Annotated in this window: 21 protein-coding genes; 10 read left to right on the forward strand and 11 right to left on the reverse strand. The window is 69.4% G+C overall.

What is annotated here, in order from left to right:
- Positions 1 to 14: 14 nt before the first annotated feature.
- The 6 genes from FHU39_RS15165 (at position 15) to FHU39_RS15190 (ending at position 6,917) form a co-directional block, all read left to right on the forward strand.
- Positions 15 to 851 carry a lysozyme gene (locus FHU39_RS15165; RefSeq protein WP_183321427.1) on the forward strand — a complete coding sequence of 279 codons (837 nt, stop codon included), beginning with the start codon at positions 15 to 17 and terminating at the stop codon, positions 849 to 851.
- A 122-nt stretch (positions 852 to 973) separates the two neighbouring features.
- Positions 974 to 1,816, forward strand: coding sequence for a lysozyme (locus tag FHU39_RS15170; protein ID WP_183321428.1), 843 nt, complete (start codon positions 974 to 976; stop codon positions 1,814 to 1,816).
- A gap of 257 nt (positions 1,817 to 2,073) precedes the next feature.
- On the forward strand, positions 2,074 to 2,427 hold the full coding sequence (locus FHU39_RS15175; protein ID WP_183318081.1) for a transposase: 354 nt from the start codon (positions 2,074 to 2,076) through the stop codon (positions 2,425 to 2,427).
- 584 nt (positions 2,428 to 3,011) lie between these two features.
- Positions 3,012 to 4,466, forward strand: coding sequence for a group II intron reverse transcriptase/maturase (gene ltrA / locus FHU39_RS15180; RefSeq protein WP_221185327.1), 1,455 nt, complete (start codon positions 3,012 to 3,014; stop codon positions 4,464 to 4,466).
- Between the two features lie 32 nt (positions 4,467 to 4,498).
- Positions 4,499 to 5,509: an IS3 family transposase gene (locus FHU39_RS15185; protein WP_183321429.1), complete on the forward strand. Its 1,011-nt coding sequence runs from the start codon at positions 4,499 to 4,501 to the stop codon at positions 5,507 to 5,509.
- A 172-nt stretch (positions 5,510 to 5,681) separates the two neighbouring features.
- Positions 5,682 to 6,917 carry an IS110 family RNA-guided transposase gene (locus FHU39_RS15190; protein WP_183319556.1) on the forward strand — a complete coding sequence of 412 codons (1,236 nt, stop codon included), beginning with the start codon at positions 5,682 to 5,684 and terminating at the stop codon, positions 6,915 to 6,917.
- A 163-nt stretch (positions 6,918 to 7,080) separates the two neighbouring features.
- Here FHU39_RS15190 and FHU39_RS15195 read toward each other — a convergent pair whose 3' ends face one another.
- The 3 genes from FHU39_RS15195 to sp36 are packed head-to-tail and all read right to left on the reverse strand — an operon-like array spanning position 7,081 to position 8,551.
- Positions 7,081 to 7,920 carry an NUDIX hydrolase gene (locus FHU39_RS15195; protein ID WP_183321430.1) on the reverse strand — a complete coding sequence of 280 codons (840 nt, stop codon included), beginning with the start codon at positions 7,918 to 7,920 and terminating at the stop codon, positions 7,081 to 7,083.
- Positions 7,921 to 7,927: 7 nt separating this feature from the next.
- Positions 7,928 to 8,389: a RidA family protein gene (locus FHU39_RS15200; protein WP_183321431.1), complete on the reverse strand. Its 462-nt coding sequence runs from the start codon at positions 8,387 to 8,389 to the stop codon at positions 7,928 to 7,930.
- 3 nt (positions 8,390 to 8,392) lie between these two features.
- Positions 8,393 to 8,551 carry a Sp36 family protein gene (gene sp36, locus FHU39_RS15205; protein WP_183321432.1) on the reverse strand — a complete coding sequence of 53 codons (159 nt, stop codon included), beginning with the start codon at positions 8,549 to 8,551 and terminating at the stop codon, positions 8,393 to 8,395.
- Positions 8,552 to 8,720: 169 nt separating this feature from the next.
- Here sp36 and FHU39_RS15210 point away from each other — a divergent pair, with 169 nt between their 5' ends.
- A complete protein-coding gene (locus FHU39_RS15210; protein ID WP_221185548.1) occupies positions 8,721 to 9,446 on the forward strand; it encodes an alpha/beta hydrolase family protein in 726 nt (241 codons plus the stop codon).
- Positions 9,447 to 9,698: 252 nt separating this feature from the next.
- Here the strand turns inward: FHU39_RS15210 and FHU39_RS15215 are convergent, their stop codons facing one another.
- From FHU39_RS15215 to FHU39_RS15245, 7 genes are all read right to left on the reverse strand, one after another.
- Complete coding sequence (locus tag FHU39_RS15215; RefSeq protein ID WP_183321433.1) at positions 9,699 to 10,889, reverse strand: MFS transporter; 1,191 nt, start codon at positions 10,887 to 10,889, stop codon at positions 9,699 to 9,701.
- Entirely contained in the window at positions 10,852 to 11,475 is a 624-nt protein-coding gene (locus FHU39_RS15220) for a DedA family protein (protein ID WP_183321434.1), read from the reverse strand. Before FHU39_RS15220 ends, FHU39_RS15215 begins: the two co-directional genes overlap by 38 nt.
- Entirely contained in the window at positions 11,472 to 12,308 is an 837-nt protein-coding gene (locus tag FHU39_RS15225) for an ABC transporter permease (RefSeq protein WP_183321435.1), read from the reverse strand. Before FHU39_RS15225 ends, FHU39_RS15220 begins: the two co-directional genes overlap by 4 nt.
- Complete coding sequence (locus FHU39_RS15230) at positions 12,305 to 13,123, reverse strand: ABC transporter ATP-binding protein (protein WP_221185549.1); 819 nt, start codon at positions 13,121 to 13,123, stop codon at positions 12,305 to 12,307. Before FHU39_RS15230 ends, FHU39_RS15225 begins: the two co-directional genes overlap by 4 nt.
- Before the next feature lie 68 nt (positions 13,124 to 13,191).
- Positions 13,192 to 13,989 carry an alpha/beta hydrolase gene (locus tag FHU39_RS15235; protein ID WP_183321437.1) on the reverse strand — a complete coding sequence of 266 codons (798 nt, stop codon included), beginning with the start codon at positions 13,987 to 13,989 and terminating at the stop codon, positions 13,192 to 13,194.
- A gap of 74 nt (positions 13,990 to 14,063) precedes the next feature.
- Positions 14,064 to 14,735, reverse strand: a complete 672-nt coding sequence (locus FHU39_RS15240) for a response regulator (RefSeq protein ID WP_183321438.1) — start codon at positions 14,733 to 14,735, stop codon at positions 14,064 to 14,066.
- A complete protein-coding gene (locus FHU39_RS15245; RefSeq protein WP_183321439.1) occupies positions 14,732 to 15,949 on the reverse strand; it encodes a sensor histidine kinase in 1,218 nt (405 codons plus the stop codon). The genes FHU39_RS15240 and FHU39_RS15245 overlap by 4 nt, the downstream gene beginning before the upstream one ends.
- 94 nt (positions 15,950 to 16,043) lie before the next feature.
- On the opposite strand from FHU39_RS15245, the gene bagA reads away from it, so the two are divergent.
- Positions 16,044 to 17,048: an ATPase BagA gene (gene bagA, locus FHU39_RS15250; RefSeq protein WP_183321440.1), complete on the forward strand. Its 1,005-nt coding sequence runs from the start codon at positions 16,044 to 16,046 to the stop codon at positions 17,046 to 17,048.
- Positions 17,045 to 18,211: an ArsA family ATPase gene (gene bagB, locus FHU39_RS15255; protein WP_183321441.1), complete on the forward strand. Its 1,167-nt coding sequence runs from the start codon at positions 17,045 to 17,047 to the stop codon at positions 18,209 to 18,211. The genes bagA and bagB overlap by 4 nt, the downstream gene beginning before the upstream one ends.
- A gap of 84 nt (positions 18,212 to 18,295) precedes the next feature.
- On the opposite strand, the gene FHU39_RS15260 is transcribed toward bagB, so the two are convergent.
- On the reverse strand, positions 18,296 to 18,613 hold the full coding sequence (locus FHU39_RS15260; RefSeq protein ID WP_183321442.1) for a WhiB family transcriptional regulator: 318 nt from the start codon (positions 18,611 to 18,613) through the stop codon (positions 18,296 to 18,298).
- A 222-nt stretch (positions 18,614 to 18,835) separates the two neighbouring features.
- Between FHU39_RS15260 and FHU39_RS15265 the strand changes: the two genes are divergently transcribed.
- Positions 18,836 to 21,214: a transglycosylase domain-containing protein gene (locus FHU39_RS15265; protein WP_183321443.1), complete on the forward strand. Its 2,379-nt coding sequence runs from the start codon at positions 18,836 to 18,838 to the stop codon at positions 21,212 to 21,214.
- Positions 21,215 to 21,243 lie beyond the last annotated feature (29 nt).

Here is a 21,243-nt window from a genome sequence, read left to right on the forward strand (position 1 = left end):
GCAAAGGACCGTCGATGAAGAAGCCCCTGCCCACCATCTGCGCCGCCGTCGCCGCGCTCGGCCTCGCGGCCACCGCGGCGCCAGCCCACGCGGCGACCCGACACAACACGCTCCCCACCAAGGCCGCCCGGCTCGCCGGCATCACGGCGCTCGGCGGCGGCTACGCCGGCTGGAAACAGCACGCCGAGCCCAGCCGGTCGACGTCCCTCCTGGTCGGCGTCACCGCGGCGACGCGGCGGACCCTGGGCGTCGACGTGTCGGCATACCAAGGCAACGTGAACTGGTCGGCACAGTGGAAGAACGGCGTGCGCTGGGCCTACACGAAGGCGACCGAGGGCACCTACTACAAGAACGCCTACTTCAACCAGCAGTACAACGGCGCCTACAACGTCGGGATGATCCGCGGCGCCTACCACTTCGCGAACCCCGCGTACTCCTCCCCGGTCAGCCAGGCCGACTACTTCGTGGCGCACGGCGGCGGGTGGTCCAAGGACGGCAAGACCCTGCCGGGGATGCTGGACATCGAGTACAACCCGTACGGCGCGACGTGCTTCGGCAAGACCAAATCGCAGATGGTCAGCTGGATCCGGTCCTTCCTCAACGAGTACAAGCGCAAGACCGGTCGTGACGCGGTCATCTACACGACCACCGGCTGGTGGCAGCAGTGCACCGGCAACTCGACCGCGTTCAACTCGACCAATCCGCTCTGGGTGGCCCGGTACTCCTCCTCGGCCGGCACCCTACCGGGCGGCTGGCCCTACTACACGATGTGGCAGTTCACCGATTCACCGATCGACCAGGACCTGTTCAACGGCGACATCTCCCGGGTGCGTGCCCTGGCCACCGGCTGATCCGGCAAAGTTTTACCTCCGCGCGGTAATCAATTTACCAAGTCTCAATACCCTGGGAATTCCTTACCGATGCGTCGTGCACCTCACCAGGACGGCACCACGCACGTCCCTGGAGGAAGCACATGAGGAAATCCCTGATCCCTGCCGTCTGCCTGGCCGGCGCTGTCGCGTGCACCGTGTCGGCCACCCCGGCACACGCCGCGGTCGTCGGCTCCGTCACGCCGACGAGCTCGGCCGCACGCGCCGGCATCCATCAGCCGGGTGATGCGTATGCCGGGTGGTCGGCGCACCGGTCGGCGTCGCTCACGCGCACGCCGCTGGCCGGCGCGCGCCCGATGGCGGCCGCGGGTCAGACCCTCGGGATCGACGTGTCCAGCCACCAGGGCAACGTGGACTGGAGCGCGCAGTGGGGCGCCGGCGTGAAGTGGGCCTACACGAAGGCGACCGAGGGCACCTACTACACGAATCCCTACTTCGCGCAGCAGTACAACGGCTCCTACAACGTCGGGATGATCCGTGGCGCCTACCATTTCGCGACCCCGGACACCACGTCCGGCGCCGCGCAGGCCGACTACTTCGTGGCGCACGGAGGCGGGTGGTCCAAGGACGGCAAGACGCTGCCGGGCATGCTGGACATGGAGTACAACCCGTACGGCGCGACCTGCTACGGCAAGTCCGCGTCCTCGATGGTCAGCTGGATCCACTCGTTCCTGAACGAGTACAAGGCCAAGACCGGCCGGGACGCGGTCATCTACACCAACTACGACTGGTGGAGCACCTGCACGGGCAACTCGACCGCGTTCAACGCGACCAACCCGCTGATGGTGGCCCGCTACGCGTCCGCCCCGGGCACGCTGCCCGGTGGCTGGCCGTACTACACGATCTGGCAGTACACCTCGTCGCCGCTCGACAAGGACTGGTTCAACGGCGACATCTCCCGCGTCCGCGCGCTCGCCAACGGCTGACCCCCGAGAGGCTCACAAACCCACCGAGCTTGCCGGGCCGCTTCGCTTGGCCCACCGTGGGTGGGGAAGATTTCTGGTGGTGGTGGCTGGCTGTTCGTGGGCTGTTGGCGGGACACTGGTGGAGTGTGTTGCGGTTAGACGCCGTTCCTCTCTAGCGCCATGGTGAGCCTGGCACCGAGCATGGTGGCGGAGGGCTCTGAATCGTCCTTGGTTTGATTGAGGGGAAGCCAGATTTCCTGGAAGGAATCCCATCGATCATGGCGAATGTGAAGTATCCGCTGGAGCTTCGTGAGCGTGCGACCCGGTTGGCCGTGGAGGCCCGTCGTGACCCCGATACCCGTACCGGCGCGATCGCTCGGGTCGCCGAGCAACTCGGGGTGCACAAGGAGGCGTTGCGGATGTGGGTCCGTAAGGCCGAAGCAGCGGATCTACCGGTCGAGCCGGAAGACTCCGAGGCGCGGATCCGGTTGCTGGAGAAGGAGAACCGGGAACTACGTCGTAGTAACGAGATCCTGAAGTCGGCCGCGGCTTTCTTCGCGGCGGAGTTGTGCGCCACGAGGCGCCGTGTTATCGAGAGGCGGTGGGAGACCGTCTCCGCCGGGTTGTCGTAGCAGCTTGGTGAAGCCTGGGGGCAGCCTGGTGCGGGTGGTGACTCGCGCCGGGTGGCAAGCGGCCCCGACAAGCGCAGGGCGTGCCGGTACTGCCAGACGGTGCGGGCCTGTGAGGCGAGGTCAGAGGGTACAGCGAGAGCGAACCAGTGGTTGACGCCCCGTAATCGCGAAGCCGGCTCGAACCTGGTAGATCTGGGCCGGTGCGCAGCGCACGCTCATCGGGCACCGTGTGGTGACCGGTGGGTGACTTCGAAGCCGTGTAGCTCTGACGGTGGGAAGGCTGCGGTGAAGGGCTACGGCGTAGCCGCAGCGATGCTGCCGGGGTAGAGCTGGGTGCCGGACTGGCTGATCGAGACATGGTGAACGTGGGAACCACCCCGTGGTGCGAGAGCCCGTTGTCCGGGCTCGGGTCGGTCACCACCGGTGCGCCGCGGGGTGGGGCGGAGGCCTGGTAGTAGTCGCGGGCGTGACGACCCGCCGTAGGAGTCCGGGAAAGCCGGGCACAGGGCGAAGCGGGCCAGCAGGTCGAGCAGGTTGTGTCACTGGAAGATCAGGAGGTTCCCGTCCCACATGGGCGGGTGTCGATGGTGAATACCGACGAACTGGAAGCTGCGCTGTTCACGGCGCAGCAGCGGGTACTGAAGATTCAGACCAAACTGCATGGTTGGGCGCTGCGGGATCGTGATCAGCGGTTTCGTGACGTGTTCAACCTCGTTGCCGATCCGGCGTTCCTTTTGGTGGCGTGGGATCGGGTCGCGGGAAATACCGGCGCACGTACTGCCGGGGTCGACGGACGAACTGCCGTCAGTGTTGCGGACGGGATCGGTGTGGACGTGTTCCTGGCCGATCTTCGGGCGGCGTTGCGTGACGGGACGTTTCGGGCCTTACCGGTGCGGCAGCGGATGATTCCGAAGCCGTCCGGTGGGAAGCGACGGTTGGGGATCCCGACCATCGCGGACCGGGTGGTGCAGGCGTCGGTCAAGCTGGTGTTGGAGCCGATCTTCGAGGCGGACTTCCTGCCGTGCTCGTACGGTTTCCGCCCGAACCGCCGCGCGCATGACGCGGTCGCCGAGGTGCGTTACCTGGCCAGCCGCCCACGCTGTTACCAGTGGGTGCTGGAAGGAGACATCAAGGCGTGCTTTGACGAGATCGACCACACGGCCTTGTTGGGGCTGGTGCGTCGTCGCGTCAAGGACAAGCGCGTGATCGCGCTGGTGCGGGCGTTCTTGAAGGCCGGGCTGATGGATGAGGCCAGGGCCTTTGAAGAGACCACCGCGGGTACCCCGCAGGGTGGAGTGCTGTCACCGTTGTTGGCGAACATCGCGTTGTCCGTGCTGGATGAGCACATCGCGGCTCACCCGGGCGGGCCGCGCGCCAGTAAGGACCAGCGACACCGGCGTCGCCGTCACGGGCTGCCGTCGGTGCGGTTGGTCCGGTACGCCGATGACTGGTGTCTGATGGTCAAAGGCACTCGGCAGGACGCGGCTGTTCTTCGCGAGCAGATCGCCGTCGTGCTGGCAACGATCGGGTTACGGCTCTCGCCGGACAAGACGTTGATCACCCACATCGATGAGGGACTGGACTTCCTGGGGTGGCATCTTCAACGCCACCGTAAGAGGGGAACCAGCCGGTACTACGTCTACACCTACCCCTCACGCGCTGCGGTGCGGCGCGTGACCAGGAAGGTCAAGTCGCTGTCCCGGCAGGTCGGCACGAGCCAACCACTGGCCGAGCTGCTGCGACGCGTGAACAACGCGGTCCGTGGCTGGTGCGGCTACTTCCGGCACGGGGTGTCGTCGCGCGTGTTTTCCTACCTCAACCACGTCGTGTGGTCGCGGGTGTGGAACTGGATGCGGCGCAAGCACCGTCACGCCACGTGGAAGGACCTACGCCGCCGGTACTGCGGCGGCAGGTGGTGGCCCGCGGACGACCGGGTCGTCTTGTACGACCCGGCCAAGGTCCGCACGAACTGGTACCGATACCGCGGAACACTCATCCCCAGCCCCTGGCCACAACCGGCCCAGGGGCAGGCTGCCTGAGCAGACCTGTGGAGAGCCCGGTGCATTGAAAGGTGCACGCCGGGTTCGGGAAGCGGCCCGGGGAAACGGAATCCGCCCCTGCGGCGGACACCGCGCCCCGGGCCGACTTTCACCGACCGCCCATCCAGGTAGTCGTCGCGTTCATCGACGAGCACCGGCACCGCTGGGGTGTCGAACCGATCTGCCGCGTCCTTTCCACCGAACTGGACGTCAAGATCGCCCCCGGCACGTACTACGCCCACAAGAAGCGACCGCCCTCGGCACGCGCCCGCCGCGATGCCGAGTTGAAGGAGGAGATCATGCGCATCCACGCCGACCGGCGGATGCGGGTCTACGGGATCCGCAAGATCCACGCGCAGCTGAACCGCGACGGGATCGACGTGGCCCGGTGCACCGTGGAGCGACTGTGCAAGCAGCTGGGTATCCGCGGCACGGTACGGGGAAAGTTCCCCCGCACCACGCGCCCGGCACCAGAGACCGGCCGGCCCAAGGACCTGGTCGATCGGCAGTTCGTCGCGGCCGCCCCGAACAAATTGTGGGTCGCGGACATCACCTACGTGCGCACCGAGACCGGCTGGGTGTACGTGGCGTTCGTGCTGGATGTGTTCTCCCGGATGATCGTGGGCTGGCAGGCCTCCACCCGGATGTACACCGACCTGGCGTTGGACGCGTTGAACATGGGCCTGTTCGCTCGCCGCCGTGCCGGGCATGACGTCAACGGCCTTGTGCACCACAGTGATCGGGGCGTGCAGTACCGGGCGTTGCGGTACGCCCACCGGCTGGAGGAGGCCGACGCGGTCGCGTCCGTCGGGTCCCGTGGGGACTCCTACGACAACGCGATGGCCGAAGCGTTGAACTCCTTGTACAAGGCCGAACTCATCCACCTCGACGGCCCCTGGGACGGCATCGACGACGTCGAGACCGCGACCGCGGACTGGGTTGCTTGGTTCAACCACCACCGGATCCACTCCATGCTCAACTATCAACCTCCGGTCGAGGTCGAAGCAGCGTACTGGACGCAACACGCGACCGGCGCAGCATAAGAAAATCAAACCCGCTGAGCCTCAACCAAACCCGGGACTTGACACTCCACGGGAACCGTGGATTGTTGCTACGAGCACGCGTTACAGACTTCATTTCTTTCCTGCCCTCCCCGCAACACGCACCCGACCCCGGTCCTGGGGCCGGGCCGGCGGCGGTCTGAAGGAGGCCGTGATGGAAGTAGTACACGCCCGGTGTGCCGGGATCGATATCGCAAAAAAGGGCGCGAAAGTCTGTGTCCGGGTACAAGGCACTCGCCGCCGCAAGACCGGGTATGAGGTCACGGACTGGGGTTCGATGACTGATGACATCCTCGGGTTACGCCAGTACTTGATCGATCAGCAGGTGACCGGGGTGTTGATGGAATCGACCAGTGACTACTGGAAACCGTTCTACTACCTGCTCGAGGACGCCGGGTTCGAACTGATCTTGGCCAATGCCCGGCACGTGAAGAACATCCCCGGCCGCAAGAGCGACGTCAATGACGCGACCTGGCTGTCGGACTTGTGCGCACACCGGCTGGTGCGATCCAGCTTCGTGCCGCCGGCACCGATCCGGGCGTTGCGGGATCTGACCCGTTCCCGGGAGGTGATCACCCACGAACGGACCCGCAAGATCGCCCGGCTGGAAAAGCAGTTGGAGGACGCCGGGATCAAACTGTCCTCGGTGGCCTCCAACCTGAGCGGGGTGTCCTGTCACGACATGCTGACCGCGATGGTCGCCGGGCAACGCGACCCGATCGCCCTGTCGGAGTTGGCCCGCGGCAGCATGCGCAACAAGCGCCCGGACCTGCAACGAGCCCTGACCGGCCGGTTCACTGAGCATCACGCGTTCTTGGTGCGGATGTCCCTGGAACGCATCGCCCAGGACGACGCAGCGATCGCCGCGTTGACCCAGCGGATCGAGGCACAGATCGAACCCTTTCGCTCCTTCCGGGACTTGATCTGCGCGATCCCGGGAATCAGTACCACCGTCGCGGACGTGATCATCGCCGAGACCGGCGCGGACATGAGCGTGTTTCCCACCGCCGGGCACCTGGCCGCGTGGGCCGGGGTCGCGCCCGGGCAAAACGAGTCCGCCGGACGCACGGGATCGACCACGGCCCGTCCCGGGGACTCCCACCTCAAAGGCGCCCTGGGCATCGCGGCCATGTCGGTTTCCCGCACCAGAAACACGCGCCTGGGCGCCCGGTATCACCGCATCGCTGCCCGCCGCGGCAAACTCAAAGCCATCGTCGCGATCGAACGCACCCTGCTGTCCATCGTTTGGGCCATGGGCCACACCGGCCAGCCCTACCAGGAACCCGGCGCTGACTACTACACCCGGCTACGCCCGGACCGCACGAAAACACGTGCCCTGAAAATGCTCCGCGACCTCGGCTACACCGTCACCCTCACACCCGCAGCCTGACAACCCAGGACACAACGCCACGCACCTATCTTCGTTACAGAGGCTCACTAACACCGGCGATTTCGCGCGATTTTGTCCGGAATTGCTGGGCCTGTCGGTAGTTGCTGAGCCTGTCGGCCAGGGGTGTATGGCGAGACGCCGCGTCCCGGGGGCGCGGCGTCTCTCAGTCGTTCAGGTGGGAGCGCAGTACGACCCGGTCGCCGAGGTCGACCGGCTCCGGCAGGACCGCCGCCAGCCCTTCGCGGCTGGCCGTCACCGGCGTGAGGTCGCGCCAGGCGGCGACCCGGTCGAGCTGGACGACGGTCGGCGGGAACATCCGAGTGCGTCCGTCCCGGACCTCGGCGAGCGCGTCGGCGGGGCGGCGCCATACCGCCTCCTCGGCCTCGCTGGTGCGGTCGTCGGCGACCTGCGACGCGGGCAGCAACGCCGAGAAGAACCAGGTGTCGTAGCGGCGCGGCTCCAGCTCGGGGGTGATCCAATGGTCCTGCAGCGCAAGCAGATCCGAGCGCAGCAGCAGCCCCCGACGCTGTAACAGCTCGGCGAACGCCACGCTCCGATCGACCAGCGCGGCGCGGTCGGCCTGCCAGTCGTCGCCGCTGACGTCCGGGGCGACCTCGTCGGCGCTCGGTCCGGCGAGCAGCACGCCGCACTCCTCGAAGACCTCACGCACCGCCGCGATGACCAGCGCCTGCGCGATCGGCTCCGGCACGCCCATGAGCCGGGCCCACTCCCGCGGAGCGGGCCCGGCCCAGGGCACACCGGACGTCTCGTCGCGGGCGTCGACCCCGCCACCCGGGAAGACCCACATCGACGGCGCGAACTTCATCGACGACACCCGCCGCTGCATGAAAACCTCTGTGCTGCCGCTGGATTCGCGCAGCAGCAGGACCGTCGACGCCAACCGTGCTGGAGCGGCGGTGCGCTCATCCGCCGGCGTCGACAGCCACTCCCGGGCCCGCTCGCGCAGTTGCTGCGGCGGCTCGAAGTCGCGCGTCGTGGTCACGCCGGTGCTACTGCACCGAGACGGTGATCTCGACCTCGACCGGGGCGTTCAGCGGCAGCACCGCGACACCGACGGCCGAGCGCGCGTGCGCACCGCGCTCACCGAACGCCTTGCCGAGCAACTCGCTGGCGCCGTTGATCACCGCGGGCTGCGCGGTGAAACCCGGGTCGCTGGCGACGAATCCGACGACCTTGACGACCCGCGTGACTTTGTCGAGGTCGCCGACGATCGACTTCACCGCCGCGATCGCGTTGAGCGCGCAAAGCTCCGCCAGCTTGGCCGCGTCGTCCTGTGCGACCTCGGCGCCGACCTTGCCGGTGGCCTGCAGCGCGCCGTCGACCATGGGCAGCTGGCCGGAGGTGTAGACGAGGTTGCCGTCCTGGAGGGCGGGCACGTAGGCCGCCACTGGCTTGGTGACCTCGGGGACCTGCAGACCCAGCTCGGCGAGGCGGTCTTCAACTGCGGACATCTGTCACTGCTCCTTCTGGCGCTTCAGGTAGGCAACGAGGTTGCTGCCATCGGGACCGGACACCACCTGGACGAGCTCCCAGCCGTCCTCGCCCCACTGGTCGAGGATCTGCTTGGTGGCGTGCACGATCAGCGGAACGGTTGCGTACTCCCACTTGGTCATGCCGTCACTGTATTCCCCACCCGGCGCACCGCCCGACCGCCTCCGGATTCCCGGTGAACCCACGGACCGAGAGGGGCACAAACTGACTGGCGGGAGTACGAAAATCGCCCGTTCCGGTACTCCTGTGGGTCGGTTTCTGCGCCTCTCGCTCGCCGGTAGGGTCGGCGACGTGTCCATCCTGTCGATGCCCGCTCCCCCACCGGACCGCAGCGTGGCCTACGGCGCGCACGCCGATCAGCTGTATGACGTCCGGCGTCCCACCGGCACACCGCGCGACGCTACGGTCGTCGTGGTGCACGGCGGGTTCTGGCGTCCGTCATACGACCGAACGCACGCGGGTGCGCAGTCCGAAGCGTTGGCAGCACACGGGTTTCACGTCGCAACGATCGAGTACCGCCGGATTCCCGGCGACTGGCCCGCCATGGCTGCGGACGTGCTCTCGTCGGTCGGTGCCGTGCAGGACGACCCGGCACTGCCGGACCGCCTGGTGCTGCTGGGGCACTCCGCCGGCGGCCAGCTGGTGACCTGGGCGAGCTACCAGCCGGAGGTGCGAGTCGTCGGTGTGGTCTCGCTGGCCGGCTGCGTCGACCTCCACCTCACCCGGGACCTGGGGCTGGGTGACGGTGCGGCCGCTGCGTTGCTGGGCTCCGCCCCCGAAAAGGTATGGCGCGCCGCCGATCCCGCACTGCTCGGCCCGCCGCGGACCCGGGTCCGGCTGGTGCACGGCGCCGCCGACGACCGGGTGCCGGTGGAGGTCTCCGAGAGCTACCAGGCCGCGGTGGGCGGCGGCGTGCCGTTGCAGGTGCTCGCTGGCTGCGGACACTTCGAGCTGATCGACCCGCGATCGGCATACTTCCCGCCGACCGTCGCGGCCGTCGACGCCGTCCTCACCTGACGACCGTCGGCACTTCGGGACGCCCCCGGGGCACAACCCCGTCCCTACCCACCGACCGTCGGCACTTCGGGACGCCCCCGGGGCGCAACCCCGTCCCTACCCACCGACCGTCGGCACTTCGGGACGCCCCCGGAGCACAACCCCGTCCCTACCCACCGACCGTCGGCACTTCGGGACGCCCCCGGAGCACAACCCCGTCCCTACCCACCGATGGTCGGCACTTCGGGACGCCTCCGGGGCACAACCCCGTCCCTACCGACCGACCGTCGGCACTTCGGGACGCCCCCGCGCATCGGACCGGCCGCCGGCGACCGCCCCGAACACCGTGAACGGCACCGTCACCACCTGCAGCACCAGCGGGACCGACCACCAGTGTGCGAGGCCTCCCACCAGTGCGAAGCTGGTGATCGCACCCACCTCGGCGAGCACTCCGCTCACCGAGGTGACCGTGGCACGAGAGGTTCCCACTATCTGGTGCTGCAGCCGGTTCTCCTGGGCCACATACACATTCGTGACGAGTCCGTAGGCGACAGCCACGAGCAGGGCGGCCCCGGCCGCGGCCGCGACGCTGTGCAGGAGGGCCGCCGCCGAGCCCGCGACGAAGCCACCGCCGCCGAGCAGCGTCAGCCACAGCACCGCACGGGGACCGGGGAGTGCCCGCCGCCCGGCGGTCCAGGTGCCGACGCCCTGGGCCAGTGCGGTCACCGCCATCGCCACCGCGACCCATCCCGGCGCGAGTCCGGCCTCGGCGAAGAAGAGCGAGAAGTACTCGTCGAGGCCGACCAGCGCCACGATCGCGGCGATCGCGAGGACGGTCCGTCGCAGCGCCGGTGTCCGGGTGACCTCCGACAGCCCGTCGCGCAGGTGCTGGAGGTAGCGGTGCTCGGCAACCGTGTCCCGCTTCGCGGCGCGCGGCAGGACCGCGGTCAGCGCCAGGTGGATCGCGGCGACGGCAACGCTCGCGATCCCGACCGCCCGGAAACCGCCCAGGGCGATCAGCGGGCCGGCCGCGAGCATGCCGGCCGCGATCGCCGCCACCGCGGCCGTCTCCGCCCGCGTCCGCACGAGGTTGTACGACGCCTGCGCGCCGGCGGATGCCAACTCGTCGTACAGCAACGCCTCGAAGGTGCCGGACATCAGCGACGACGAGACGCCCCAGAGCACGAAGCCGAGCAGGAAGCCCCAATAGACAGGGAAGAGAACCCAGCTCGCGAAGCACCCCAGGTACAGCACTCCGGAGATCCCGAGCAGCAGACGGCGGTTGACGCTGTCGGCGAGCGCGCCCGACGGCACCTCACAGACGAACGAGGTCAGCGACCACAGCACGAACAGCGCCCCCTGCGCGGTCGCACCGGCACCGTGCGCGGCGAAGTAGAGCGGGCTGACGGCGAAGAACGCGATGAACTCACGGCTTGCCCGGTAGGCAGCCGCCCGGTAGGTCAACGAGGTGACTCAATGTCGGCGCATCACCACACTGTATGCCGTGCCGTGCTCGCCTGCTGCGCGTCCACCGCACGGCCTGCCCCAGCACGGCCATGGTCACCAGCGAGATCGCGGCGACCACGATCGGGCCGGCGCCGGTGAGTGCGCCGACGGTGGCGCCGATCCCCACCAGGTATGACGCCCACAGCGTGGACCCGAGCACGCTGGCTGGGAGGAACCGGCGCAGCGGCAGCCCGCCGGCCCCTGCCAGGAAGGTGATCGCGACCCGCCAACCGGGCAGCAGGCGCGCGGACACGATGAGTGGCACACCCTGCCGGTCCAGAGCGGCGCTGGTGCGCTCGAGGATCCGGGCGATCCGCGGACGACGTTGCCACGCAAAGCGTTTCGTGCCGATACGCCGCCCGATCAGGTAGGTGATCAGGTCGCCGAGCACCGCCGCCGGAGCGGCGAGCAGCACCAGACCGAGCAGCGCCGGCCACCCCGCTGCGGCAGCCGCCGGCACGTGCGCGAGCAGCACGGCCTCACTCGGGACCGGTGGCACGACGCCGTCCGCGACGACCATCAGGAAGAGCAGCACGAGGCTCATCGCGCCAACCTCCTCAGCCGGGCGAGAGCCAGCGGCATACAGACCGCGGTGATCACGACCGGCCAAGCGACAGCGGCCCCGGTCGCGTGCTCAGCCACCCACGAGGTCGCCGGCCCGGCCGGATTCCCGAGCAGGCCCCGGGTTGCGATCACGGTGGCGGACAACGGGTTCCAGCTCGCCGGACCGGACAGCCAGCCCGGCATCAGGTCGGTGGGGATGACGGTGTCGGCGACCATCGCCAGCGGGAACAGCAACGCGAAGTACTTCATCGCCGCCTCCGGCCCGCTGACCAGCAGACCGAGCAGGATGCCGACCCAGGAGAACGCCACGCGCAGCAGCGCCAGCAGACCGAACGCCGCGAGCACCGCCCCCAACCCACCGTGCCACTGCCACCCGAGGGCGAAGCCGAGCGTCATCACGATCGCCAGTTCGACCGCCGCAGTGAGCAGATCGGCCAGCGATCGGCCGGCCAGCACGGCGACGGGCGACATGGGCAGCGACCGCATCCGGTCCAGCACGCCCCCGCGTACGTCGGCCGCTACGGAGATGGTGGTGTTGCCGATGCCGAACGCCATGGTGAGCGCGAACAGCCCGGGCAGCAGGAACTCGCGGTATTCGCCGCCGGGGACGGTCATTGCCGCACCCAGCGCGTCGCCGAAGACGAAGCCGAACATCCCGACCGCCAGCACCGGGATCAGCAGGGTGCCGAGCAGTTCGTCCGGCCGGTGCAGCAGCCGCATCAGGTGTCGCCGGGCGACGACCCAGGTGTCGGACGCGAACCAGCGCAGGCCGGGACGCGGTGCGACCGGAAGGACTTCGACCACGGCAGTCACCCCGCCCTCCGACCGGCCGCGCCGGCCGCGCCGGCTGCGTCTGCCTCGTGGGCCACGTCCGCCGCGTCCGCCGACCGCACCGCGGTGAGCTGCAGGAACGCATCGTCCAGGCTTCCCCCGGCGCGTTCCTTCAGCTCGGCCGGCGAGCCCTCGGCGACGATCCGGCCCCGGTCCAGCAACGAGATCCGGTCACACAACCGGTCGGCCTCCTCGAGGTACTGGGTGGTGAGCAGCACGGTCGTTCCCGCCGCGGCCAGCTCCCCGACCGCGTCCCACACCTCGCCGCGGCTGCGCGGGTCGAGTCCGGTGCTGGGTTCGTCCAGGAAGAGCACGCGGGCGTTGCGGATCAGGCTGACCGCCAGGTCCAGGCGGCGGCGCATCCCGCCGGAGTAGTGCCGCACCGGTCGGTCGGCCGCGGCGCCCAGGTCGAACCGGTCCAGCAGGTCAGCCGCCCGCCGCCGTGCGGCCGCCCGGCGCAGGTGGTGCAGCCGCGCGAACAACTCCAGGTTCTGCCGCCCGGTGAGCACCTCGTCGACCGCCGCGTACTGCCCGGCGATGCCGATCCGGGCACGTACGGCCGCCGGATCGCGAGTCACGTCGCGCCCGGCGACCCGGACCCGGCCGGAGTCGAATCGCTGCAAGGTCGCCAGGATTCGCACCAGGGTGGTCTTGCCGGCGCCGTTCGGGCCGAGCAGTCCGTGCACCGTCCCGGGAGCCACCGCGAGGTCGACGCCCTCCAGCACCGGACCGCGGCCCGGGAAGCTCTTGCGCAGCCGTTCGCACAGGATCGCCGGCTCGGTCGTCGGCGCACTCATCCGAGGCCTGACGCGGGGTCCCCGCGAAGTATCGGAGGAGCGCAGCGGGGGAGAACTTCGTGGGGTCTTCATGCTGCGACCTCCATGGCGGCGGCAGGCGCCGTCGCCACCGCGCGGACGCCCGCCGGGGTGACCTCGGCATACCGGCCGACCGCGATGCGCGCGATGTTGCGCACCGACTCGCTGCCCGCGGTGTAGTAGCCGCAGTGGCCGGTGATGTCACCGGTGCCGAACCGCCGGGCCTGTATGGCGGGGTGCAGGGGCGGCCGCCCCAGCCCGAGCGGCCCCACCCGGCCGTGCGGGAAGAAGCGGATCCAGTCGGTCTCGGTCTGCGCGGCCCACAACCGGGTGCCGGTGCCGAGTTCGTCCCGCCGGGACACACCGACGCCCGCGCTGCCCAGCGCGACACAGTCCTCGACCCGCGCGGCCGGTAGCGCCAGACCGCAGACCGCGCTGCCGTAGCTGTGCCCGATCAGCGTCAGGTGTGCCGAGCGCGGCAGGTAGTGCGTGAGCCGGGCCAGGTCGCCCGCACCGTCGCGGGCGTACCGGTTGGAGAACGCGGACGCCATACCGGCCGGGGTGCGGTAGCCGACCCACACGACGACGGCGACACGCTCCCCGGGTGCCTGCGCGGCCATGGCGTCGCGCACGAGCTCACCGCGGGTGCGGGGGCTGACCGGGCCGCGGTCGGTGAAGTAGTTGCCCAGGTGGTGCCCGTTGCCGGGCACGACGATCGCGATGTGGTCGGCCATCGCCACGTCGCCGAACGCCTCGACGATGCGCACCCCACCGGGCGGGTCACACGCCAGCAACGTGTGGTCGTCGACGTGTTGCAGTCGGTAGTGAAGAGCGGTAGAAGTGTTCATGCCGGCGAAGGTAGGGAGCAGGTTGTCCCACCCGCATCACTCCGGGGAGCCATTTGCCGACCCCTACCCGGGTACTACTCGCCGGGCGTCACCAGCCCCGACTCGTAGGCGAACACCACGGCCTGGGCGCGATCTCGCAGGTCGAGTTTGGTGAAGACCCGGCTCAGGTGCGTCTTCACCGTCTGCTCGGCGACGAAGAGCTGCCCCGCGATCTCGGCGTTGGAGTTGCCGCGGGCCACCAGGGTCAGCACTTCGGTCTCCCGGTCGGTGAGCGCGTTCAGCCGCAACGCCGGCTTGCCTCCCCCGGCCGGCCGCCGCTGGGCGAACTCCGCGATCAGCCGCCGGGTCACCGACGGTGCGAGCAGCGCGTCCCCGGCGGCGACGACGTGCACGGCCGAGATCAGGTCGGCCGGCGGGGCGTCCTTCAGCAGGAAGCCGCTGGCGCCCGCGCGCAGCGCCTCGTAGACGTAGTCGTCGATGTCGAACGTGGTCAGCATCAGCACCCGGGTCCGGTCCGCGACACCCGGCGACGACAGGATCCGACGGGTCGCCTCCAGGCCGTCCATCTTCGGCATCCGCACGTCCATCAGCACCACGTCCGGGTGGGTCCGCCGGCACAGTGCCACACCCTCCTCGCCGTCCGGTGCCTCACCCACGACCTCCAGACCGTCCTGGGCGGACAGCAGCGCCGCGAACCCGGCACGCACCATGGCCTGGTCGTCGACGATGATGACCCGCGTCGTCACGTGAGTTCCTTTCCGGTGAGCGGGATTCCGGCGATCACCTGGAAGCCGCCGCCCGGTTGCGGGCCCGCCTCGAGGGTGCCACCGACGAGCCGGACGCGTTCGCGCATGCCGACCAGGCCGTGCCCAGTGTCGCCTTCTTCGAGCGGCGCATCGGGGGGCTCCGGTGAGCGTTCGTTGGCGACGCGCACCACGAGTTGCCCGTCGCCGGCGGTCAGCGCCACCCGGGTCGGCGCGCCGGGTGCGTGCCGCACCACGTTGGCCAGCGCCTCCTGGACGATGCGGTATGCCGACAGCCCGACCCCCTCTGGCACTTCGACCTCGCACGGCGTGAATTCGACTGGCACTCCTGCGCGTTCGGTTGCCTCGACCAGGTGTCCGATGTCTCGCAGGCCCGGTTGTGGCGCGAGCTCCCCGCCGTTCTCCTCGCTGCGCAGGACGCCCAGCAGCCGCCGCATCTCCCCCAGCGACTCGCGCGCCGTGGCCGCGATGGAGGTGAACTCCTCCTGCACCTGCGGCGACAGGTCGTGCAGCCGATAGCTCGCGGTGTCGGCCTGCACCGTGATCATCGACATGTTGTGCGCCACCACGTCGTGCAGTTCGCGGGCGATCCGGGCACGTTCCTCCAGCAGGGTCCGCCTGCTGCGCTCGGCCTCGCTGATGGTCTCCTGCTCGGCGAGTCGCCGCTGCGCGTCATACCTCTCCCGCAGCGCCGCACCCAGGACCAGGGCGACGCCGCTCAGCACGATGACGACGGCGCTGGTGTTGCTGGTGCTGGCCGGCGCGAGGAGGGTGAGCGCGATGCTCGCGACCGTCGTGGCACCCCACACCACCAGCAGCATGCGGCGCGGCTCGCGCAGGCCGACGGCGAGGCAGAGCGCGACATACCCGACGATCTCCATCGGCGGGTACGGCCAGGCGTACCCGGCGGTGTCGACGGCGAGCAACGCGAGCGCGCCGGCGACGTCGGCGGCGAAGACGACGTACCAGGACTGCAGTGGGAGGACCACGGCGACCAGCAACGGCACGGTCTGCAGGACGGCCAGGGCGCCGGCGATCCCGTCGTTGAGCCCGTAGTCGGCGCTGAGCACGCCGACGGTGGTCGGCAGCAGCGACACCACGAGCAGGAACGCGACAGCCCAGGGCAGCAACCGGACCCACCGGCGTGACGCGTCGGCAAGCAGCGCGTCCGGGCGGCTCCCCTCGACGGACGTCATGCAGTCAGCGTAGGTGAGCGACCCGGCACCGTCGTCACCCTCGAGTATGACGACGCAGGTATGACGCCCGCGGCCTCCCGATACCGTGGGCGGCATGACGTTCGGCGACGCAGGCGGAGTGCGCCTGCACGTGGTGACGGGCAAGGGCGGCACCGGCAAGACGACGGTCGCGGCCGCCCTCGCGATGGCGCTCGCGACCCAGGGCAAGCGGGTGCTGGTCGCCGAGGTGGAGGGCCGGCAGGGCATCAGCGGCGTCTTCGACGTGCCGCGGCTGTCCGGTGACGAGGAGGTGCAGGTCGCGACCGGCCCGGGCGGCGGGCAGGTGATGGGGTTGTCGGTCGACCCGAAGGCCGCCCTGCTCGAATACCTGCAGATGTTCTACAAGCTCGGCATGGCCGGCGGGATGCTGGAGCGGTTCGGCGTGATCGACTTCGCCACCACGGTGGCGCCCGGGCTGCGGGACGTGCTGCTGATCGGGAAGGTCTACGAGGCGGTCCGGCGCCGCCCGAGCCGGCGCGGCACCCGCAGCGACCAGTTGTATGACGCCGTCGTCCTGGACGCCCCGCCGACCGGCCGGGTGGCACAGTTCCTCGGGGTCAACCACGCGATGGCCGGCCTGGCGAAGGTCGGCCCGATCAAGAACCAGGCGGACGCGATCACCGCGCTGCTGCAGTCGTCGCAGACCGCGGTGCACCTGGTGACCCTGCTGGAGGAGATGCCGGTGCAGGAGACGGTCGAGGCGGTCGCCGAGCTGCGCGCGCTGTCCCTGCCGCTCGGTGCGATCGTCGTCAACCAGGAGGTCACACCCCCGATCAGCGACGAGACGCTGGCGCTGCTCGCGGCAGACGACTTCGACGAGGACCCGCTCGCCGAGGACCTGGCAGCGGTGGGGCTGCGCGTCGGCCCGCGGATGCTGGGCGGGCTGACCCAGACCGGCATCGACCTGACGCACCGGCTCGCCCTGCAGGACCGCGAGCGCGAGACGCTCGACGGCCTCGGTCTGCCGACCTTCCACCTGCCGCTGATCCCGGGCGGGATGGACGCGGGCGGCCTGCTGGAGCTCACCGCCGCCCTGGCCGAGCAGGAGGCTGCGGTATGACGCAGCCGCCCACCCTCGACATCGACACGCTGCTGCGCGACGACTCGGTGCGCACCATCGTGTGTTGCGGCTCCGGCGGCGTCGGCAAGACGACGACGGCGGCCGCCATCGCCATACGAGCCGCGGAGCAGGGGCGCACGGTGGCGGTGCTGACGATCGACCCGGCGAAGCGGCTGGCGCAGGCGCTGGGGCTGGAGCACCTGGACAACGAGCCGGCCCCGGTGGAGGCGATCGACGGGTCCAACGGCGGCTCGCTCGACGCGATGATGCTGGACATGAAGCGCACCTTCGACGAGTTGGTGCTGCGGCACTCCGCGCCCGACAAGGCGCAGCAGATCCTGGAGAACCCCTTCTACCAGGCGGTGTCGAGCTCGTTCGCGGGCACGCAGGAGTACATGGCGATGGAGCGGCTGGGCCAGTTGCACGCGGAGCAGGCCGGCGACGGCGCGCGGTGGGACCTGATCGTGGTCGACACCCCGCCGTCACGGTCGGCGCTGGACTTCCTGGACGCCCCGAAGCGGCTCGGGTCGTTCCTGGACGGCAAGTTCATCCGGTTGCTGATGTCGCCGGCGAAGGCGGGCGGCCGGGCCTATCTGAAGGTGATGTCGGTCGGCGTCAACACGGTGACCGCGGTGATGTCGAAGGTGCTGGGCGGGCAGTTGCTGCGGGACGCGCAGACGTTCGTGGCGGCGCTGGACTCGATGTTCGGCGGCTTCCGGGAGCGCGCCGACCAGACGTACGCCCTGCTCAGCGATGCGGCGACGGCGTTCGTGGTGGTGGCGACCCCGGAGCGGGACGCGCTGCGGGAGGCGTCGTTCTTCGCCGGCCGGCTGGCGGAGGAGCGTATGCCGCTGGCGGGTCTCGTGGTCAACCGGGTCGAACGGACCCGGGTGCCGTCACTGCGGGAGGGCCGGGCGGACGCGGCGGCGGAGGAGGCGGACGCGTTACCCGAGCGGGAGGGCACGCAGTGGCAGCCGTCCGACACCGCGGCGCTGCTGCGGTTGCACGCCGAGCACGCCGCGCAGGCGATGCGGCAGGAGGCCGCGATCGGCCGTTTCACGGCGGCGCACCCGACGATCCCGCAGGTGCTGGTCGCCGCTGCGGCGGAGGACGTCAACGACGTGGAGCAGTTGCGGGACATCGGGGCGCAGCTGGCCGACTGACTGCGGGTAGGGCGGGCGCCGAACGCCGAGCAAGTAACGACCGTAGCCAGCCGCTCGCGCGGGAAAACGCGCGAAGCCGGAAGGTCAGTCGGTGTGCGAGCGCGCCTCGTCGGCACGCGCGAGCTTGAACAGTTGCGCCCAGGAGCGGACGTCCGGCCGGCGGCGCAGCAGGGCGCGGCGCTCGCGCTCCGTCATACCGCCCCACACGCCGTATTCGGTGTGGTTGTCCAAGGCGTCCGCGAGGCACTCGGCGACGACCGGGCACTTCTGACAGATCACTTTGGCCGACTGTTGCGCGGCACCCTTGGCGAACAGCTCGTCAGGTGATGACCCCGTGCGGCACAGCGCTCGGGCCGGCCAGTTTTCGTCCCAGGTCGCCTTGTCAGGCAGTACAGCTGTCATGTTCTCTTCTCGGCCTTCCCCACCCAGCTTGGATTTTTTACGTCCTCGCGCCCCGCGTGTTCTGTGGTCACCGTATTGACCGTTCGGGTCGGCCGCCAGATCCCCGGGGAACTATTTCCAAATAGTCCTTTCGCACTATACGTGGGCGGCTCTCATTTCGTCTATGATGTCGGGCCGCGCCGGATGCGGGATCTGACAGCCTCGGCGGTTAGGCTGCCCACCATGCGTGTTGCGACCCGTCTCGGCACCGTGCTCAGCCTCCTAGGAGCTTTGATCGCCACAGCAGTGGCCATGGGGCTGATCGCGGCCTGCTTGGCCCTACCCGCGCTCGGCGCGGCGGGCCAGGCGACCAACGGCAGCATCAAGCTGTTCAACGAGATGCCCGGGTCGTTCGCGATGAATCCGCTGGCCCAGCAGTCGAAGATCCTGGCCGCGGACGGCAGCGTGCTCGCGACGCCGTTCAGTCAGAACCGCATCGTGGTGCCGTTCGACAAGATCTCCAAGCCGATGAAGCAGGCGCAGGTGGCGATCGAGGACGAGCGCTTCTACGAGCACGGTGCGCTGGACTCCAAGGGGCTGGCCCGCGCGATCACCTCCAACATCTTCAGCAACGGCACGCAGGGTGCGTCGACGCTGACCCAGCAGTACGTCAAGATCGCGTTGCAGAACCAGGCGCTCAACTCCGGCGACACGCAGGCCGCCAAGGAGGCCGTCAGCCGCACCGGCATGGAGGGTTACGTCCGCAAGCTGCAGCAGTTGAAGTACGCGGTGTCGCTGGAGCAGAAGTACACCAAGGACCAGATCCTCGACGGATACCTCAATCTGGTGCCGTATGGCGGCAACATCTACGGCGTCGAAGCTGCCGCCCTGACCTACTTCGGCGTGCACGCCTCGCAGCTGACCGTCCCGCAAGCGGCGATGATGGCCGGCATCGTCAACGAGCCGGGTCTGCTCAACCCGTTCGTCCGCCCCAAGCTGGTGCTGGACCGGCGCAACGTCGTGCTGCAGAAGATGTACCAGCAGAAGATGATCACCCGGAAGCAGCTGATCAAGGCGCAGAACTCCCCGCTCGGCCTGCACCCGACGCAGACGTCGTCCAACAGTTGCGCCGACTCGAAGTACCCGTACTTCTGCTACTACGTCATCAACTGGCTGGAGACCCAGCCGTCGCTGGGCAAGACACCGAAGGAGCGCCTGGCGACGTTGCAGAGCGGTGGCCTGACGATCAGGACCAGCTTCAGCCCGAAGATCGCCGACGTCATCAACAAGGAGGTCCGGGCCAAGGTGCCGCAGGGCAACAGCGCGGGCATCGACTCCGCGGCGGTGGTCGTGCAGCCCGGGACGGGTCTGGTGCTCGGTAGCGGGCAGAACACCAAGTACTCCAACTCCTCCGGCCGGGGCCTCAACGCGTCCGACTTCACCGTCTCGGGCCGCGGCTACCCCTACGGTTCGACCGCCAAGTTGTTCGCGGTGATCACCGCGCTGGAGAACGGCTACACGCCGGACAGCACGATCACCGTGCCGTCGTACGACGCGAAATCGAGTGCCGGCGCCAACGCGCACGCGTTCACCAGCGAGGACTTCCCGGGCAAGTGCGGTCTGGGCGGCAGCGAGGTGTGGACGCTCCCGAACGACGCGCCGCAACCGCGGGCGGGCAGCAAGATGACCCTCGCGAACGCCACCGCGCAGTCGGTCAACACCGTCTTCGCACACCTGGTGAGCACCCTCGGTGCGTGCAACGTGCTCAACACGACCACCAAGTTCGGCATCCGCGACGGCAACGGCAACCCGATCGAGGCGGGCCCGTCCTCGATCACCCTGGGCACCTCCAACACCACCCCGCTGGACCTGGCCAACGCCTACGCGACCGTCGCGTCCGGCGGCGTGTACTGCGAGCCCCACCCGGTGGTGTCGATCACCGACGGCAACGGCAAGAAGCTCAAGCTGACCGGCACCAAGTGCAAGCGCATCATGAACAAGAAGGTCGCCGCCGAGACCACGCAGATCTTCGAGACGGTGCTGACCAGCCCTTACGGCACCACCGGCGGCAAGACCCTGCTGGCGGGCAACCGGCAGGCGGCGGGCAAGACCGGCACCAACGACCGCTCGACCAACATCTGGTTCGTCGGTTACACGCCGCAGATGGCCACGGCGGTCTGGGTCGGTCACGCGAACGGGTTCTCCGAGATGAGGAACGTCACCCTTGCCGGGCACCTCTACACCAGCCCCGGCGGCGGCTACGTCTTCGCCGGTGACCTGGCGGCGCCGATCTGGAAGGGCATCATGGACGGTGCCCTGAAGGGCCAGAAAGTGAAGTACTTCCCGTTGCCGGACGGCAGCACCCCCACGACGGCGCCGTCCCCGTCGACGACGGCACGGACGTACACCTACACCTACACGTCCACCTACAGCCCGCCGGCCACCACCACGACGACCCAACCGCCGTCGACGTCGACCACGCAGCCGCCGAAGACGACCGAGCCCCCGAAGTCGACCGAGCCGCCGAAGCCGACAATGACGACGCAGCCGCCGCAGCCGACGAAGACCCAGACTCCCCCACCGGGACGCAGCCACACCGGCCCGCCACGGCACGTCGGCTGATCACCCTGCGCGGTCCGGCGATCCCTGAG

Source organism: Flexivirga oryzae (assembly GCF_014190805.1).
GTDB lineage: Bacteria > Actinomycetota > Actinomycetes > Actinomycetales > Dermatophilaceae > Flexivirga > Flexivirga oryzae.